This window comes from Amycolatopsis sp. PS_44_ISF1 (genome assembly GCF_032335455.1).
GTDB lineage: Bacteria > Actinomycetota > Actinomycetes > Mycobacteriales > Pseudonocardiaceae > Amycolatopsis.
Genome location: NZ_JANUXO010000001.1, coordinates 1567458 through 1582753 on the forward strand (window position 1 = coordinate 1567458; position 15296 = coordinate 1582753).

The following is a 15296-nucleotide window of genomic DNA, read 5'->3' on the forward strand; positions in this document are numbered from 1 at the left end:
GCGCCCGACCGCCCGGGCCGCTCCGAGTACACAATGGACGGTAATCGGCCGCGTGTGCCGCACCGGCACTGTGAGCGTCGACACCCGGGCGCCGATGCGAGCAGGGCGTCCGCGAAGAAATGCTTCGCGCCCGGACCTGGTTCGGCGTCCGGGGTGGGCGAGGCTTGCACGAGGCCGGGCCGGTCAGGGGCGCGCCGCTCCCACCGGCCCCGCCCCCGCTGACCTGCACGGGTATCGTGGGCTCGTGACGGACAAGCCCCGCATTCCGAACGTGCTCGCCGCCCGCTACGCCTCGCCCGAGCTGGTCCTGCTGTGGTCGCCCGAGCGCAAGGTCGTGCTGGAGCGACAGCTGTGGCTCGCCGTGCTCCGCGCGCAGGCCGAGCTCGGCGTCGAAGTCCCCGAAGGCGTGGTCGCCGACTACGAGCGGGTGATCGACCAGGTCGACCTCGAGTCCATCGCCGCGCGCGAGCGCGTGACGCGCCACGACGTGAAGGCGCGCATCGAGGAGTTCAACGCGCTGGCCGGCCACGAGCACGTGCACAAGGGCATGACCTCGCGCGATCTCACGGAGAACGTCGAGCAGTTGCAGCTGCTGCGGTCCCTGGAGCTGATGCGCAACCGCGTCGCCGCGGTGCTCGCCCGGCTGGCCGCGCTGGCCGTGGAGCACTCGGACCTGGTGATGGCCGGCCGTTCGCACAACGTCGCCGCGCAGGCCACCACGCTGGGCAAGCGGTTCGCCAGCGCGGCCGACGAGCTGCTGGTCGCGTTCGCCCGGCTGGGCGAGCTGATCGAGCGGTACCCGTTGCGCGGGATCAAGGGCCCGGTCGGCACCGCGCAGGACATGCTCGACCTGCTGGGGGACAAGTCCACTTTGGATGAGCTGGAGTCGCGGATCGCCGCGCACCTCGGCTTCGGCCACCACTTCGTCAGCGTCGGCCAGGTGTACCCGCGTTCGCTCGACTTCGACGTGCTGTCCACTGTGGTCCAGCTCGCCGCGGCGCCCTCCAGCCTGGCCAAGACGATCCGGCTGATGGCGGGCAACGAGCTGGTCACCGAGGGCTTCAAGCCCGGCCAGGTCGGCTCGTCCGCGATGCCGCACAAGATGAACACCCGCTCGTGCGAGCGGGTGAACGGGCTGGCCGTCGTGCTGCGCGGCTACCTGTCGATGATCGGCGAGCTGGCCGGCGACCAGTGGAACGAGGGCGACGTCTCCGACTCGGTGGTGCGCCGCGTCGCCCTGCCGGATTCGTTCTTCGCGCTCGACGGGCTGCTGGAGACCTTCCTCACGGTGCTGGACGAGTTCGGTGCCTTCCCCGCGGTCGTCGAGCGTGAGCTGGATCGCTATCTGCCGTTCCTGGCCACCACCAAGGTGCTGATGGCCTTGGTGCGCCGGGGCGTCGGGCGGGAGTCGGCCCACGAGGCGATCAAGGAGAACGCCGTGGCCGTGGCGCTGGCGATGCGCGAGCGCGGCGCGGAGAACGACCTGCTCGACCGGCTGGCCGCCGACGAGCGCCTGCCGCTCGACCGTGGTGACCTGGACGAACTGCTCGCCGACCGGGTGTCGTTCACCGGTGTGGCCCCCCAGCAGGTCGAGGCGGTCGCCCGCCGGGTCGAGGACGTGCTGGAGCGGTTCCCGGAGGCCTCGACCTACGCGCCGCAGCCCATTCTGTGACCCCGCGCACGAAGTCCACGCATTGGGACGAAGTTACTCGATCGGGCGACTTGCCTAATCTCTGACGCTGTACCCGGAAAGCGCCAGGCCGCACCCCGCGGCCTGGCGCTTTCTTGTCATGAGCAGCCAGGAAGAAGCGATGAGAAAGCTCCTCAGCACCTTTGCCGTACTGGTCACCGCCGCGGTCACGCTCACCGCCTGCGGTTCGTCCTCGTCCGCCGACACCCTGCGCGTCGGCACCCTCACGGACGCGCCGCCGAGCATCTACGTCGACCACGGCCGGTTCACCGGTTACGACAACGAGCTGCTGCGGGACATCGCCAAGCGCGAGGGCTTCGAGGTCGAGTTCGTCGGCACCGAGTTCGCCGGACTCCTGGCCCAGGTCGCGGGCGGCCAGCTCGACATCGGCAGTTCGACGATCTCCGCGACCGTCGCCCGCAAGCAGACCGTGGCGTTCACCAACGGCTACGACACCAGCTACACCAGCGTCGTCACGAAGAAGGGCGCGAACCTGAACGGACCCGGCTCGTTCGGGGGCAAGCGGATCGGCGTCGTCCAGGGTTCGGTGCAGGACGAGTTCGCGGGCAAGCTGGCCGGTGCGGCGGTGGTGCGCTTCCCCGACTACAACGCCGGGTTCGGGCAGTTGAAGACCGGCGGCCTCGACGGCTGGGTGGTGCCCAAGGACATCGGCCGCAAGTACCTGGACCAGAACCCGGACGTGCCGCTGGAGTTCGGCTACACGGTGCTGGACAAGGACACGCCCTCGGCCTACGTGGTGGCGAAGTCCAACCGGGACCTGCTGGGCAAGCTGAACGACGGACTGGCGAAGGCCATCGCCGACGGCACCGCCGCGCGCCTGCACGCCCAGTTCTTCAAGCAGGCTCCGGTGGCGAAGGAGCTTTCGCAGGGCGGACCGGGCCTTCCGGTGACGAACCCCTGATGCGCGCCACGCCGTTCAGGGTGAGCAGGGGCCGTGACTGGCCTAAGCTGCACCGGCAGTTCCCGCCGACCGCTCCGGTGCCGGCCGGGCCCGGAAGCTGAGGAGTGACCATGAACCGGACGAGGACCACCGCCGTCGCCGCTGTGGCCGTCGCGCTGATCGGCGCGCTCACCGCGTGCGGCGGGGACAGCACGGACACCCTGCGGGTCGGCACGCTGACCGACTCCAGGCCCAACGCCTACCAGGAGAACGGCCAGTTCACCGGCTTCGACAACGAGCTCCTGCGCGACATCGCGGCCAAGGAGGGCCTGAAGCTCGAATTCGTGGGCGTCGACTTCTCGGCGCTGCTCGGCCAGGTCGCGGGCGGCCAGTTCGACATCGGCAGCGCGGCGATCGCGCAGACGGACGCGCGCAAGCAGACGGCGGACTTCTCCGACCCGTACAACTACCAGTCGCTCGGCCTCGAGACGACCGGCGCCGGCGGGGTCACCGACGAGAACTCGTTGGCGGGCAAGCGGATCGGCGTGGTCCAGGGCACGGTCTCGGACACCTGGCTGGCCGCCAACGCGCCCGCGGCGCAGGCCGTCCGGTTCCCCAACGACGCGGCGGTGCTGAGCGCGCTCAAGAGCTCGGCCATCGCGGGCGCGGTGTTCGACCAGGCTTCGGCCGAGGACTACGCGAAGAAGAACCCGGGCCTGAAGGTCACCAAGGAGATCACCACCACGATCCCGCACGGGTACGCGGTGAAGAAGGGCAATTCCGAGCTGCTGGCCAAGCTGAACGACGGGATCAAGAAGACCGTCGCCGACGGGAGCTGGGAGCGGGTGCACCAGCGGTTCGAGCCGAACGCGCCGGTGCCCGCGGACTTCAAGGCGGGCCGGTGAACGAGCTTCCCGGCGCTTCGAGGCCCGGCGGGGGTGCATGAGCGGTGGACCAGTTCTTCACCACCTTCCTCAACTGGCCGATCATCTGGCAGGTCTTCCCCGACCTGCTCAAGACCGGCCTGGTCAACACACTGATCCTGGCCGTGGTCTCGTTCGTGATCGGCACCGTGCTGGCCGTGCCGCTGGCCCTGATGGGGCTCTCGGCCAAACGCTGGCTGCGGTGGCCGGCGCGGGTGTACACCGACATCTTCCGCGGTCTGCCCGCGATCCTGACCATCCTGGTGATCGGCCAGGGCCTGTACGCGCTGGTCAAGCCGATCGTCGGCAGCAGCCCGTACCCGCTGGGCATCCTGGCGCTGAGCCTGATCGCCGCCTCCTACATCGGCGAGATCTTCCGCTCCGGCATCCAGAGCGTCGAGAAGGGACAGCTGGAGGCCAGCCGTGCGCTCGGCATGAGCTACCGCCGGGCGATGCTGCTGGTGGTCATCCCGCAGGGCGTGCGGCGGGTGCTGCCGGCGCTGGTGAACCAGTTCATCGCGGTGGTCAAGGACACCCCGCTGGTGTACTTCCTCGGCTTCGTGATCGACCAGCGCGAGCTGTTCCGGATCGGGCAGGACCTGGCCGCCAACACCGGCAACCAGTCGCCGCTGGTCGCCGCCGGGTTCGTCTACCTGGTGATCACCGTGCCGCTCACGCACCTGGTGAACTTCATCGACAAGCGGCTTCAGACCGGGCGCAAGGTGCGGCCCGTGGACAACGGCGGTGAGCCGGCCCCGGCGGCCGGCGGGAAGGTGGCCGCGTGACCACGGCGTCGCCGGTGCGCTCCTCCAGCGTGGAGCTGCGCGACATCCACGTCAGCTTCGGCACCCTGGAGGTGCTGCGCGGGGTGGACCTCGAGGTCGGGAGCGGGAGGACGACCTGCGTGATCGGGCCGTCCGGCTCGGGCAAGTCGACCCTGCTGCGCTGCGTCAACCGGCTCCAGGAGCCCGCGAGCGGCGACCTGCTGCTCGACGGCGAGAGCGTGATCCGCTCGGACCCGGACGCCCTGCGCCGGCGCGTGGGCATGGTGTTCCAGCACTTCAACCTGTTCGGCCACCGGACGGTGCTGGACAACATCGTGCTGCCGCTGCGCAGCGTGCGCCGGCTGTCCAAAGAGGACGCGATCGAGGTCGCCCGGGCCCGGCTGGCCGAGGTCGGCCTCGCGGACAAGGCGCCGTACCGCCCGGCCGCGCTCTCGGGCGGCCAGCAGCAGCGCGTGGCCATCGCGCGGGCGCTGGCGATGGACCCCGAGGTGATGCTGTTCGATGAGGCGACCAGCGCGCTGGACCCGGAGCTGGTCAAGGGCGTGCTGGACCTGATGGCGGGCCTGGCCGCGCGCGGGCTGACCCTGATCGTGGTGACCCACGAGATGGGCTTCGCCCGCAACGTCGCCGACGAGGTCGCGTTCATGGACGCCGGCCGCATCGTCGAGCAGGGCAGCCCGGACGCGATCTTCGACGCCCCCCGGAACCCGCGGCTCCAGCACTTCCTTTCGCAGGTGCTCTGAGGTCCCGTCCGCACGCCGTTGCGGTCACGAGGGCGAGGTCGTGATCGTGCACTCCTGCCCGGAGTCCAGGTCCAGGGCCGCGGCCGCCGAGCCGCCGTTCACCGCGATGGCCAGCCGGCCCGCGGAGTCGGGGTAGAGCAGGGCCGCGCCCGGGGCCACGTCGCCGAAGGTGCGCCCGATCGTGGCGGGCACGGCGAGCCGCGCGCTGTGCACCGTGACCTCGGCGGCCAGCCCGGTCAGCTCCAGGTCGGCGGGGGTGGCGGCGAGCTGGACGTTGCCGAAGTGGTCGACCGTGACCACATCGGCCACCAGCTTGCCCGGGAACGCCGCCACCAGCGGGTCCGGCAGCCGGACCGGGTCGGTGACCGGTGGGCCGAACGACGCCGGGTCCGCACCCAGCGCCAGCTGCGCGGCGACAGGCGCGAAGACGTCTCGCCCGTGGAAGGTCGCGTACGTCGGCTCCGGACCTTCGATCGCGTACGCCGCCTCCACCCCGCCTAGCGCCTCCGCCGCGGGCAGCAGCAGGCCGTTGTCCGGGCCGACCAGCACGCCGAGCCCGGCCACCACGACCAGCCCGCGTCTCCCGGTGCCGACACCCGGGTCCACCACGGCCAGGTGCACCGATTCGGGCAGTGAGGACACGGTCTGCGCGAGCACCGCCGCGCCCGGCCGCACCTGCTGCGGCGGTACGAGGTGGGTGACGTCGACGACCCGCACGTCCGGCGCGATCCGCGCGATCACGCCGTGGCAGGCCGCCACGAACCCGTCGCGCAGTCCGTAGTCGGTGGTGAACGAGATCCAGCGATAGGGCATGACCGGCATCATCCTCGCTCCGGGGCGCGCACGGGTTAGGGTGCTGCCGTGACGACGCTCGCCGAATACCCGAAGATCGCCGCCGGCAAGGTCCGTGAGTTGTACGCCGTCGGCGACGACCACCTGCTGCTGGTCGCGTCCGACCGCATCTCCGCGTACGACTTCGTGCTGGACACCCCGATCCCGGACAAGGGCCGCGTGCTCACCGCGATGAGCGTGTTCTGGTTCGGGCAGCTCGCCGACGTGCTGCCCAACCACCTGCTCGCCCACGACGACCCGCGCATCCCGGCCGAGGTGCGCGGCCGCGCGCTGCTGGTGCGGCGCCTGGACATGCTGCCGGTCGAGGCCGTCGCGCGCGGTTACCTGACCGGCTCCGGCTACTCGGACTACCGGCGCACCGGCGCGGTCTGCGGGGTCGAGCTGCCCGCCGGTCTGCTGGAATCGGCGAAACTGCCGTCGCCGATCTTCACTCCGGCGACGAAGGCCGAACTGGGGGAGCACGACGAGAACGTCAGCTTCGAGGCCGTCGCGGCCGTCCTCGGGCGTGCGCGCGCCGAAGAGGTCCGTGAAGCCACGCTGGCCGTCTACCGCCGTGGGGCCGAGCTCGCCGCCGAGCGGGGAATCCTGTTGGCGGACACCAAGTTCGAGTTCGGTCTCGACGATTCGGGCGCGCTCGTGCTGGCCGACGAAGTGCTCACGCCGGACTCTTCGCGCTACTGGCCCGCCGAAGGCTACGAAGCGGGCCGCGCACAGCCTTCCTTCGACAAGCAGTACGTGCGAGACTGGCTCACCGGACCGGAGTCCGGTTGGGACCGGGCCTCGAACACCCAGCCGCCGCCCCTGCCGGATGCCGTGGTTTCCGCCACCAGGGCCCGTTATGTGGAGGCCTACGAACGAATTTCGGGACTGTCCTTGAAGGACTGGCCGACCCCGGGGTGAGGCGTTTGCAGGACGCAACGGTCCACCCCCGAAAAGTGTCAGATCCCCGTGACACACTGCACACATGGTCGTACCCTACGCAACACCCCGGGCCAGAGCGCTCGGCCTGGAACTTCGCGCTGCCAGGGAAAAACGCAAACTCGGCGTGCGCGAACTGGCCCGGTTGCTCGGCATCGCACCGGGCTTCCTGTCCAACTGGGAGCGCGGTGTCCGGCTGCCCAAGCTCGAGGACGTCGGCGCCGTGCTCGCCCACTGCCGCGTCATCGGTGAAGAGCGCGGCCGCATCGTCGAGATGGCCAAGGGCGCCCAGGAGTCCAACTGGCTCGACACCGGCACCACCGGCGCGTACCTGGAGTGGGAGAAGACGGCGACGACCCTGTTCGCCTGGGAACCGCTGCGGGTGCACGATCTGCTGCAGACCAGCTCGTACTCGCGGGTAGTGCTGCGCAGCCCCGGCGTGGAGAACGTCGAGCGGCTGGTGGCCGCTCGGCTGGCCCGCCGGGAGGTCTTCGAGCGCGGCCGCCTCACCGAATGCGTGATCGTGCTGGGGGAGTCCGCGCTGCGCAAACGCGTCGGCGGCCGCGAGGTGATGGCCGACCAGTTGCGGTACCTGCGCTCGGTGCTGGAGTACGACCACATCGACCTGCGGATCATGCCGATCGACACCGACCACCACCCGGGCCTCAGCGGCGCGTTCTCGATCCTCGACTTCGCCGACCTGCCCACGATCGTCTACGAGGAGCTGTCCAAGGAGAGCGCGCACAGTTCGAGCGCGGTGCGGGTGCGGCACTACAAGTCCGCCGCGAAGTCCATTGAGGACCTTTCCCTGTGCGGCGACCGGGCCCGCGAGCTGATCGACGGGATCTTGGATGAACTGGCCGGTTGAGCGCCGCCGGGCGCCCGCGTGGCCGAAAATTGTCGGTGCCCGCCGGCACACTGGACGCCGTGGAAAGCCGGAAGGAGCGGACATGAGCGAGGCGTTGGTACTGGGTGGCGGCGGAGTGGCCGGGATCGCGTGGATCACCGGGCTGCTCGCCGGGCTGGCCGAAGCGGGCCGGGACGTCAGCGGTGCGGGCCTGCTGGTGGGCACGTCCGCGGGCGCCACCGTGGCCGCGCAGCTGGGTAGCGGGATGGGACTGGAGGAGTTGTACGCGCGCCAGGCGGAGCCGGGCCGGCAGAATGCCGAGCTGATGGCCGAACTGGACCTGGAGGACTTCGGCCGGCAGATGGCCGCCGCGATGCCGGACGCCGCCACCCCGGGCGAGTTGCGCCGCGCGGTCGGTGGGTTCGCGCTCACCGCGGCCACGGTGCCGGAGCCGCAGCGCCGGGCGGTGATCGAGGCGAGGCTGCCGTCGCACGAGTGGCCGGCCCGGGCCGTGAAGCTGCTCGCGGTGGACGCCGAAACCGGCGAACCGCGGGTGTTCGAGCGCGCGTCCGGGGTGAGCCTGGTCGACGCGGTCGCGGCGAGCTGCGCCGTGCCGGGCATCTGGCCCCCCGTCACGATCGAAGGCCGCCGCTACGTCGACGGCGGCGTCCGTTCCGGGGTGAACGCCGACTACGCGAACGGCGCGTCGCGGGTGCTGCTGATCGTGCCGATGGGCCAGACCGACCTGTTCCCGGTCGAGAAGTCCTTACCGGACACCATCGCCGCACTGCGCGCGTCCGGCGCCGAAGTCGCCGTCCTGGAACCGGACGAGGCCGCCCTGACGGCCATCGGCACCAACCCCCTGGACCCCGCGACCCGCACCCCGGCCGCAGCGGGCGGCCGCGCACAGGGCCGGACGACGAGGATCGACTGGGCCTGAGCCCACCCGAGCTTGCGCCGGGGTTTCGCCAGCCCGCCCGAGCTTGCGCCGCCGGGCTTTCGCCAGGCCGCCCGAGCTTGCGCCGGATTTTCGCCAGGCCATCTGAGCTTGCGCCGGACTTTCGTCAGGCCGTCCGAGCTTGCGCCAGACTTTCGTCAGGCCGTCCGAGCTTGCGCCGGGGTTTCGCTAGCCCGCCCGAGCTTGCGCCAGACTTTCGCCAGGCCGTCCGAGTTTGCGCCGGGGTTTCGTCAGGCCGTCCGAGCTTGCGCCGGACTTTCGCCCTCCGCGCCGCCACCTTGTTTCTTCTCGCTGTCGCCCGGCGGTTCTTCTTGCTGGTGCCCGGGGCTCCCGGTGTTGTCCGGCTGTCGCCCAGCGCGCTTGGCTTGCCTTTCCCGATCATCCGCCTGTCGCCTGTCGCCCGACGAATTTGACTTGGCTTGAGGTTGGCTGGCTTCGCCGCTCGGTTGACCCCGCCTCCTTCGCCCACCCAGGGCATCCCACCCGTTGCACCCCGCCCGGATTTCCACGGGCTCCCAGCCGGATCGGCCTCAAGCGTCTTCGCTGGCACACTGGCCTTCGTGATCCTGCTCATCAGCGGCAGTCTGCGCTCGGGTTCGGGCAACGCGGCGGTTTTGGCGACCGCCGGGTGCTTCGCCGAGTCGAAGCTCTACACCGGACTGGCCGAACTCCCCCACTTCAACCCCGACGACGACACCGAGCCCCTGCCCCCGGCCGTCGTCACCCTCCGTGCCGAACTGGCCGCCGCCGAAGCCGTGCTGATCTGCACCCCCGAATACGCCGGCGGCCTGCCCGGCTCGTTCAAGAACCTCCTGGACTGGACCGTCGGCGGCGGCGAGGTCTACGGCAAACCGGTCGCCTGGATCAACGCCTCCTCCGTCGCCGCCCCCACCGGCGGCGCCGACGCCCACGACTCCCTTCGCAAAGTCCTCACCTACGCCGGCGCCCGCATCGTCACCAAGGCCTGCATCCGCCTCCCCGTTCCCCGCGACGTGGTGAACAACGGCGAAGTAGCCGACCCCGACCTTCGCGCCCGCATCGCCACCGCCGTGCAGCACCTGCTGGAGGGTGCGAGGGCTTGATCATTGGCCCGTCCTGCAGCGCCCTCCGCCCAAGCCTCCCGCCCGCCGCTTCGTCGACCCGGCCCGGCCCGGCCCCCAGCGCTTCGCCGAGCCAGCCCTTCGCCCAGACCGCCCCGCACCCGACGTCGTCGCCGAGTCGACCCGCCGCTCGGCCGGCGTTTCGCCAAGGCAGCCAACCGCCCTGCTCTCCGCTTCGCCCGGACACCTGCACTCACCCACCGCGCGCCCGTCACCCACCCCGGCGGTGGGGTAAAGCCTCACGTGGCCTTTCTGCGCAGTTCACGAGGTGGCCAGTCGGGCGCCACCGACGTCCGGCTCAATGGTGGTCGTGGAAGCACGCCTGCTGGTATCGCTGTCCGGGACCACCCCGCGCACGCTGCACCGCTGCGCCGACCTCGCGGCCGAGTTGGAGCGGCGCCGCGTGCCGCTGTCGATCCTGCACGTCGCCCGGACTGAGGACGGGCCCGTCACGGCCTGGGTCCGCGGCCGGGGCGCCGCCGGGGATTCGGTGCTGCTGCACGGTTACGACCACCGCGTCGCACCGACGCACCGCGCCGTGCAGCTGGGGCGGAGGGCCGAGTTCGCCGCCCTGCCCGCGCACGAGGCGCGCCTGCGGCTGATCGCCGCGAAAGCCGCGTTGGCCGCCACCGGCGTGACCGTCGACGGGTTCGCGCCGCCGCGCTGGCTCGCGTCCCCGGGCACCCTGCAGGCCCTGCGCGAGCACGGGTTCACCCTCTGCGCGGACCTGGTCTCGGTGCGCGACCTGGTGACCGGGGAGGTTCGCCGGGCCCGCGTCCAGGAGTTCACCAGCCAGTCCCACCGCACCGAAACGGTGCGCTGCTTCGCCCTGGTGCTGGCCGCCGCCCGCGCGGCCCGCCGAGGCGGGCTGGTGCGCCTGGACATCGACGCCCTGGACCTCGCCCGCCCGGGTCTGCGCCAGGCCTTCCTGGACGCGATCGACGTCGCGCTGGAAAACCACGCCTTCGGCAGCACCTACGGCTCGCTGCGCCACCCCGCCGCGGCCTGAACGGCTCTCCTCGCGGTCCCGGCGCCCGAGGGGAACCGCCGGATCAGACCTGGGTGAGCCCGCCGCGTTCCAGCACCTTCACCTCGGTGCCCTCGGGCGAGAGGCGGCCGAACAGCCCGTAGTGCATGGCCGGATCGGCGAGCACCGCCTCGTGGATCGGCACCGCCCGCCGCGGCGCGACGGCGCGCAGGAAGTCCACGGCCTCCCCGGCCTTGAGCCAGGGCGCCCCGGTCGGCAGCCCGAGCACGTCGATCTTCTGCTCGGGGACGAAGAACGAGTCACCCGGGTGGTAGAACGCCCCGTGGTCCACCACGTAACCGATGTTCGGGATCTGGGGAAGGTCGCCGTGGATCACGGCGTGCTGCCCGCCCACGACGTTCACCGCGGTCGAGCCGACCTCGAACGCGTCACCGGGGTGGGCGACCTCGAACCGCAGCCCCAGCTTCTCCGCCGTCTCGACCGACCCCGGGTCGACGATCAGCTTCGCGTCCGGATTCGCCGCCAGCACCTTCGGCAGCCGCTCCTCGTCGAGGTGGTCGAAGTGCTGGTGGGTGATGAACACGGCCGACAGCTCGCGCTCGCCTTCGAAGCCGGTCGAGAAGGTACCCGGATCGATCAGAATCCGCTCACCGTCGGTCTCGAGCAGTACACAGGCGTGTCCGAAATGGACGATCTGCATCAGGATTCTCCTCCGCGCATGGTCACTTTCAGCTTAGGCCCGGGCCCCGGGCGTCGCCACGCCCTCCCGCCCCGCCGGAGGAACGACGGGCCGCGCCGGCGGCTCACGGCTCATACCTGACAATCAGGACGAAAACCCAACGGGCGATCACCCTTTCCCCCGGCGTCCCGCGGTGCGATGCTGGCCGGAAGTGTCCGGGCAACCATTGGCACTGCGTCAGCAACCTCGTAGCCTGGGTATCAGCCGAGACGCAAGGGGAGACGCCGATGACCGCCGTCCAGCCGAAGCCGGAGCCGACCGCGGTCGGTGAGACCTTCGATTCGCTCAGCCCGGCGACCGACGAGGTGGTGGGCACCTACCCGGTGCACAGCGCCGAGGACGTGTGCGCCGCCGTCGAGCGGGGGCGGGTCGCGAGCGAGTGGTGGGACGGGCTCGGGTTCGCCGGGCGCGCGGAGCGGCTCCGGCAGTGGAAGGGCGTGCTGACCCGGCGTCTGCCGCAGCTGTGCCAGGTGGTGCGCGACGAGACCGGCAAACCGGTGGCCGACGCCCAGCTCGAGTGCGTCCTGGCCATCGAGCACATCGCGTGGGCGGGCAAGCACGCGCGCAAGGTCCTCGGCCGGCAACGCCGCTCGGCCGGCCTGCTGATGTCGAACCAGGCGGCGACGGTGGAGTACCGGCCGCTCGGCGTCGTCGGCGTGATCGGACCGTGGAACTACCCGGTGTTCACCCCGCTCGGCTCGATCGTCTACGCGCTCGCGGCCGGCAACGCCGTGGTGTTCAAGCCCAGCGAGTACACCCCGGGCGTGGGCCGGTGGCTGGTGGACGCGTTCGCCGAGATCGTGCCGGAGCAGCCGGTCCTCCAGCTGGTCACCGGCTTCGGCGAGACCGGCGCGGCGCTGGTCGGCGCGGGGGTGGACAAGATCGCGTTCACCGGGTCCGCCGCCACCGGCAAGAAGATCATGGCCGCCGCGGCCCGGACGCTCACCCCGGTCGTGATCGAGGCCGGCGGCAAGGACCCGGTGCTGGTCGACGCGGACGCCGACCTCGACGCCGCCGCCGACGCCACCGTGTGGGGTGCCTTCTCGAACTCGGGCCAGACCTGCGTCGGCGTCGAGCGCGCGTACGTCCACGAGCGGGTGCACGACGAGTTCGTGGCCAAGGTGGTGGAGAAGTCGCGCGACGTCCGCGCGGGCTCGGACGAGGACGCGCAGTACGGCCCGATCACCATGCCCTCGCAGCTCGGGGTGATCCGGCGTCACATCACCGACGCCATCGAGCGCGGCGGCCGCGCGGTCCTCGGCGGTGTCGACGCGGTCGGTGACCGGTACGTCCAGCCCACCGTGCTGGTGGACGTCCCCGAGGACGCCGAGGCGGTGCGCGAGGAGACCTTCGGCCCGACCGTGACCATCACCAAGGTCCGCGACATGGACGAAGCAGTGGACAAGGCCAACGCCTCCAAGTACGGCCTGGGCTCGACCGTTTTCTCCAAGGCGCGCGGCATGGAGCTCGCGGCCCGCCTCCGGACGGGCATGACGTCCATCAACGCGCCGCTCTCCTTCGCCGGAATCGCCTCGCTGCCCTTCGGCGGCGTCGGCGACTCGGGCTTCGGCCGCATCCACGGCCCGGAGGGGCTGCGCGAGTTCGCCCGGTCGAAGGCCATCGCCCGGCAGTGGTTCACCGCGCCGATCGCGTTGACCACCTTCAACCGCAAGGAATCCACCGACAAGCTGGTGGCCAAGCTGATCACCGTCCTGCACGGCAAGCGCTGAGCGCACCCGGACCGAGCGGAAAGACCACGATGACCCGCCCCGACTTCGGCGACTTCCAGAACGAGATCTACTTCGCCGGGCTCACCGGCCGGCTCCCCGCCCTGCCGATGGTGTACCGGGAGCTGGAAACCCGGGCGGCGCAGGCCCTTCCGCCGTCGGTGCTGTCCTACGTGGCCGGAGGGGCCGGGGACGAGGCCACCCAGCGCGGCAACGCCGAGGCCTTCGGCGACTGGGGGCTCGTCCCGCGGATGTTCGTCGGGGCCAAGGAGCGGGACCTCTCGGTCGACCTGTTCGGGCTGAAGCTGCCGACCCCGCTGTTCCTCGCGCCGATCGGGGTCATCGGGATCTGCTCGCAGGACGGCCACGGCGACCTCGCGACCGCCCGGGCCGCGGCGCGGACCGGCGTGCCGATGGTCGCGTCGACCCTCACCGCCGACCCGCTCGAACAGATCGTCCCCGAACTGGGCGAAACCCCCGGGTTCTTCCAGCTCTACACGCCGACCGACCGGGACCTGGCCGCGTCGCTGGTCCAGCGCGCCGAGGCGGCGGGGTTCAAGGGCATCGTGGTCACGCTCGACACCTGGGTCACCGGCTGGCGCCCACGCGACCTGTCCACCGCCAACTTCCCCCAGCTGCGTGGCCACTGCCTGGCCAACTACACCTCCGACCCGGTCTTCCGCAAGCTGCTCGGCCCGGCGCCGGAGGACGACGTCATGGCGGTGGTCGGCCTGTGGGCGCAGGTCTTCGGCAACCCGCTGACCTGGGAAGACCTGCCCTGGCTGCGCTCGCTGACCAAGCTCCCGCTGATCGTGAAGGGCATCCAGCACCCCGACGACGCCCGCCGGGCCATCGACGGCGGCGCGGACGGCATCTACTGCTCCAACCACGGTGGCCGCCAGGCCAACGGCGGCCTCCCGGCGCTGGCCTGCCTGCCCGGGGTGGTCGAGGCGGCCGGCGAGGTCCCGGTCCTGTTCGACTCCGGGATCCGCTCGGGTGCCGACGTGGTCAAGGCGCTGGCCCTGGGCGCCACCGCGGTCGGCATCGGACGCCCGTACGCCTGGGGCCTGGCGCTGGCCGGGGCGGACGGGGTCGTCCACGTCCTGCGCACCCTGCTGGCCGAGGCCGACCTGATCATGGCCGTCGACGGCTACCCGACGCTGGCCGACCTGACCCCCGACGCGCTGCGGAGGCTCCGTCCGGCGCCGTAGACGGACGCGGCGACCTCGGCGAAGGAGCGGATGAGCGGGCCGGGGTCGGTGCCGCACCAGGCGACCACCAGCGGGCTCGGCGGCATGTCCGGTAGTGCCACCGCGACGAGCCCTTGGGGCAGCGCGTGCGAGAGCGGCGCCACCCCCACGCTGCCGTTCCACAGCACGGCCTGGAGGCATTCGTGGGCGGTCCGCACGACCGGGCCCTCCGGGTTCGCGCCGGGCCCGCGCCAGTACGCGCGCCAGATCGGGTCCGTGCCTTCCGGCAGCCGGAACCACGGGCGGTCGGCGAGGTCGTCCGGGTGCAGGCTTTCCCGGTCCGCCAGGGGATCGTCGGCGCGCAGGACCACGCCGACCGGATCGGTGCGGAGCACGTGCGTGACGATGCCGGTCTGGTCGAACGGGGCGCGGGTGAGGGCCACGTCCACCTGCCCGGTGCGGAGCCCGGCGGTCGGGTCGGTCAGGTCGGCCTCGCGGATCCGGACGGCCAGCCCCGGGTGTCGCGCGCGGTACGCCTCGGCCAGGCGGGGGCCGGACCGGCCGGCTTCCCCGGTGCCCTCGGCGAGGGTGCCGATGGTGATGGTGGCCGCGCCGGCGGCCGAGGCCACCCGGGTGCGGACCTGGTCGGCCCGGGCCAGCAGGGCGCGGGCCTCTTCGTAGAGCGAGGAGCCGGCCGCGGTGAGGGTCACCCCGCCGGGGGAGCGGTCGAGCAGGACGTGGCCCAGCTCGGTCTCCAGCCGCTTGATGGCCCGGCTCAGCGGCGGCTGCGTCATGTGCAACCGCGCGGCGGCCCGGCCGAAGTGCCGCTCGTCCACGACCGTCACGAAGTACCGCAGCTCACGCAAGTCCATCACCAGTGACGATACCCGGAAAGTATCGGCAGTGCGGGATCGGACTTGGACGCGTCGGCGGAC

Annotated in this window: 15 protein-coding genes; 12 read left to right on the top strand and 3 right to left on the bottom strand. The window is 71.7% G+C overall.

Features of this window, described 5'->3' with window-relative positions; all coding sequences use genetic code 11:
- The first annotated feature begins 244 nt into the window (after positions 1-244).
- The 5 genes from purB to NYF13_RS07135 all read left to right on the top strand — a co-directional run bounded on the left by purB (position 245) and on the right by NYF13_RS07135 (position 5042).
- A complete protein-coding gene (gene purB / locus NYF13_RS07115) occupies positions 245-1672 on the top strand; it encodes an adenylosuccinate lyase (protein WP_315655045.1) in 1428 nt (475 codons plus the stop codon).
- A gap of 139 nt (positions 1673-1811) precedes the next feature.
- Entirely contained in the window at positions 1812-2612 is an 801-nt protein-coding gene (locus tag NYF13_RS07120) for a transporter substrate-binding domain-containing protein (protein WP_315655047.1), read from the top strand.
- A 110-nt stretch (positions 2613-2722) separates the two neighbouring features.
- Complete coding sequence (locus tag NYF13_RS07125) at positions 2723-3496, top strand: ABC transporter substrate-binding protein (RefSeq protein WP_315655049.1); 774 nt, start codon at positions 2723-2725, stop codon at positions 3494-3496.
- A gap of 44 nt (positions 3497-3540) precedes the next feature.
- Complete coding sequence (locus NYF13_RS07130) at positions 3541-4299, top strand: amino acid ABC transporter permease (RefSeq protein WP_315655052.1); 759 nt, start codon at positions 3541-3543, stop codon at positions 4297-4299.
- On the top strand, positions 4296-5042 hold the full coding sequence (locus tag NYF13_RS07135) for an amino acid ABC transporter ATP-binding protein (RefSeq protein WP_315655053.1): 747 nt from the start codon (positions 4296-4298) through the stop codon (positions 5040-5042). Before NYF13_RS07130 ends, NYF13_RS07135 begins: the two co-directional genes overlap by 4 nt.
- A gap of 24 nt (positions 5043-5066) precedes the next feature.
- On the opposite strand, the gene NYF13_RS07140 is transcribed toward NYF13_RS07135, so the two are convergent.
- Positions 5067-5855: an SAM-dependent chlorinase/fluorinase gene (locus tag NYF13_RS07140; RefSeq protein ID WP_315655055.1), complete on the bottom strand. Its 789-nt coding sequence runs from the start codon at positions 5853-5855 to the stop codon at positions 5067-5069.
- A 48-nt stretch (positions 5856-5903) separates the two neighbouring features.
- On the opposite strand from NYF13_RS07140, the gene NYF13_RS07145 reads away from it, so the two are divergent.
- From NYF13_RS07145 to NYF13_RS07165, 5 genes are all read left to right on the top strand, one after another.
- Positions 5904-6794: a phosphoribosylaminoimidazolesuccinocarboxamide synthase gene (locus NYF13_RS07145; RefSeq protein WP_315655057.1), complete on the top strand. Its 891-nt coding sequence runs from the start codon at positions 5904-5906 to the stop codon at positions 6792-6794.
- 64 nt (positions 6795-6858) lie between these two features.
- Positions 6859-7680 carry a helix-turn-helix transcriptional regulator gene (locus NYF13_RS07150; RefSeq protein ID WP_315655059.1) on the top strand — a complete coding sequence of 274 codons (822 nt, stop codon included), beginning with the start codon at positions 6859-6861 and terminating at the stop codon, positions 7678-7680.
- Positions 7681-7762: 82 nt separating this feature from the next.
- Positions 7763-8599: a patatin-like phospholipase family protein gene (locus tag NYF13_RS07155; RefSeq protein WP_315655061.1), complete on the top strand. Its 837-nt coding sequence runs from the start codon at positions 7763-7765 to the stop codon at positions 8597-8599.
- Between the two features lie 632 nt (positions 8600-9231).
- Positions 9232-9699 carry an NAD(P)H-dependent oxidoreductase gene (locus NYF13_RS07160; protein WP_315657247.1) on the top strand — a complete coding sequence of 156 codons (468 nt, stop codon included), beginning with the start codon at positions 9232-9234 and terminating at the stop codon, positions 9697-9699.
- 319 nt (positions 9700-10018) lie between these two features.
- Positions 10019-10726 (top strand): DUF2334 domain-containing protein, encoded by a 708-nt coding sequence (locus NYF13_RS07165; RefSeq protein ID WP_315655063.1) that lies wholly within the window; start codon positions 10019-10021, stop codon positions 10724-10726.
- A gap of 43 nt (positions 10727-10769) precedes the next feature.
- On the opposite strand, the gene NYF13_RS07170 is transcribed toward NYF13_RS07165, so the two are convergent.
- The gene (locus NYF13_RS07170) at positions 10770-11405 is read right to left on the bottom strand and encodes an MBL fold metallo-hydrolase (protein ID WP_315655065.1); all 636 of its coding nucleotides are present in this window, start codon (positions 11403-11405) and stop codon (positions 10770-10772) included.
- Between the two features lie 266 nt (positions 11406-11671).
- Between NYF13_RS07170 and NYF13_RS07175 the strand changes: the two genes are divergently transcribed.
- Positions 11672-13174: an aldehyde dehydrogenase family protein gene (locus tag NYF13_RS07175; RefSeq protein ID WP_315655067.1), complete on the top strand. Its 1503-nt coding sequence runs from the start codon at positions 11672-11674 to the stop codon at positions 13172-13174.
- A gap of 29 nt (positions 13175-13203) precedes the next feature.
- A complete protein-coding gene (locus tag NYF13_RS07180; protein WP_315655070.1) occupies positions 13204-14382 on the top strand; it encodes an alpha-hydroxy-acid oxidizing protein in 1179 nt (392 codons plus the stop codon).
- On the opposite strand, the gene NYF13_RS07185 is transcribed toward NYF13_RS07180, so the two are convergent.
- Complete coding sequence (locus NYF13_RS07185) at positions 14322-15233, bottom strand: LysR family transcriptional regulator (protein WP_315655072.1); 912 nt, start codon at positions 15231-15233, stop codon at positions 14322-14324. The two genes, NYF13_RS07180 and NYF13_RS07185, sit on opposite strands and share 61 nt — an antisense overlap.
- Positions 15234-15296: the final 63 nt, after the last annotated feature.

Bases quoted from the DNA above. Each gene is read 5' to 3' on its own strand.
- NYF13_RS07165 (WP_315655063.1), top strand. From the start codon at position 10,019: ATGGTGGTCGTGGAAGCACGCCTGCTGGTATCGCTGTCCGGGACCACC.
- NYF13_RS07140 (WP_315655055.1), bottom strand. From the start codon at position 5,855: ATGCCCTATCGCTGGATCTCGTTCACCACCGACTACGGACTGCGCGAC.
- NYF13_RS07120 (WP_315655047.1), top strand. From the start codon at position 1,812: ATGAGAAAGCTCCTCAGCACCTTTGCCGTACTGGTCACCGCCGCGGTC.
- NYF13_RS07150 (WP_315655059.1), top strand. From the start codon at position 6,859: ATGGTCGTACCCTACGCAACACCCCGGGCCAGAGCGCTCGGCCTGGAA.
- NYF13_RS07175 (WP_315655067.1), top strand. From the start codon at position 11,672: ATGACCGCCGTCCAGCCGAAGCCGGAGCCGACCGCGGTCGGTGAGACC.
- NYF13_RS07170 (WP_315655065.1), bottom strand. From the start codon at position 11,405: ATGCAGATCGTCCATTTCGGACACGCCTGTGTACTGCTCGAGACCGAC.
- NYF13_RS07180 (WP_315655070.1), top strand. From the start codon at position 13,204: ATGACCCGCCCCGACTTCGGCGACTTCCAGAACGAGATCTACTTCGCC.
- NYF13_RS07125 (WP_315655049.1), top strand. From the start codon at position 2,723: ATGAACCGGACGAGGACCACCGCCGTCGCCGCTGTGGCCGTCGCGCTG.
- NYF13_RS07155 (WP_315655061.1), top strand. From the start codon at position 7,763: ATGAGCGAGGCGTTGGTACTGGGTGGCGGCGGAGTGGCCGGGATCGCG.
- NYF13_RS07185 (WP_315655072.1), bottom strand. From the start codon at position 15,233: ATGGACTTGCGTGAGCTGCGGTACTTCGTGACGGTCGTGGACGAGCGG.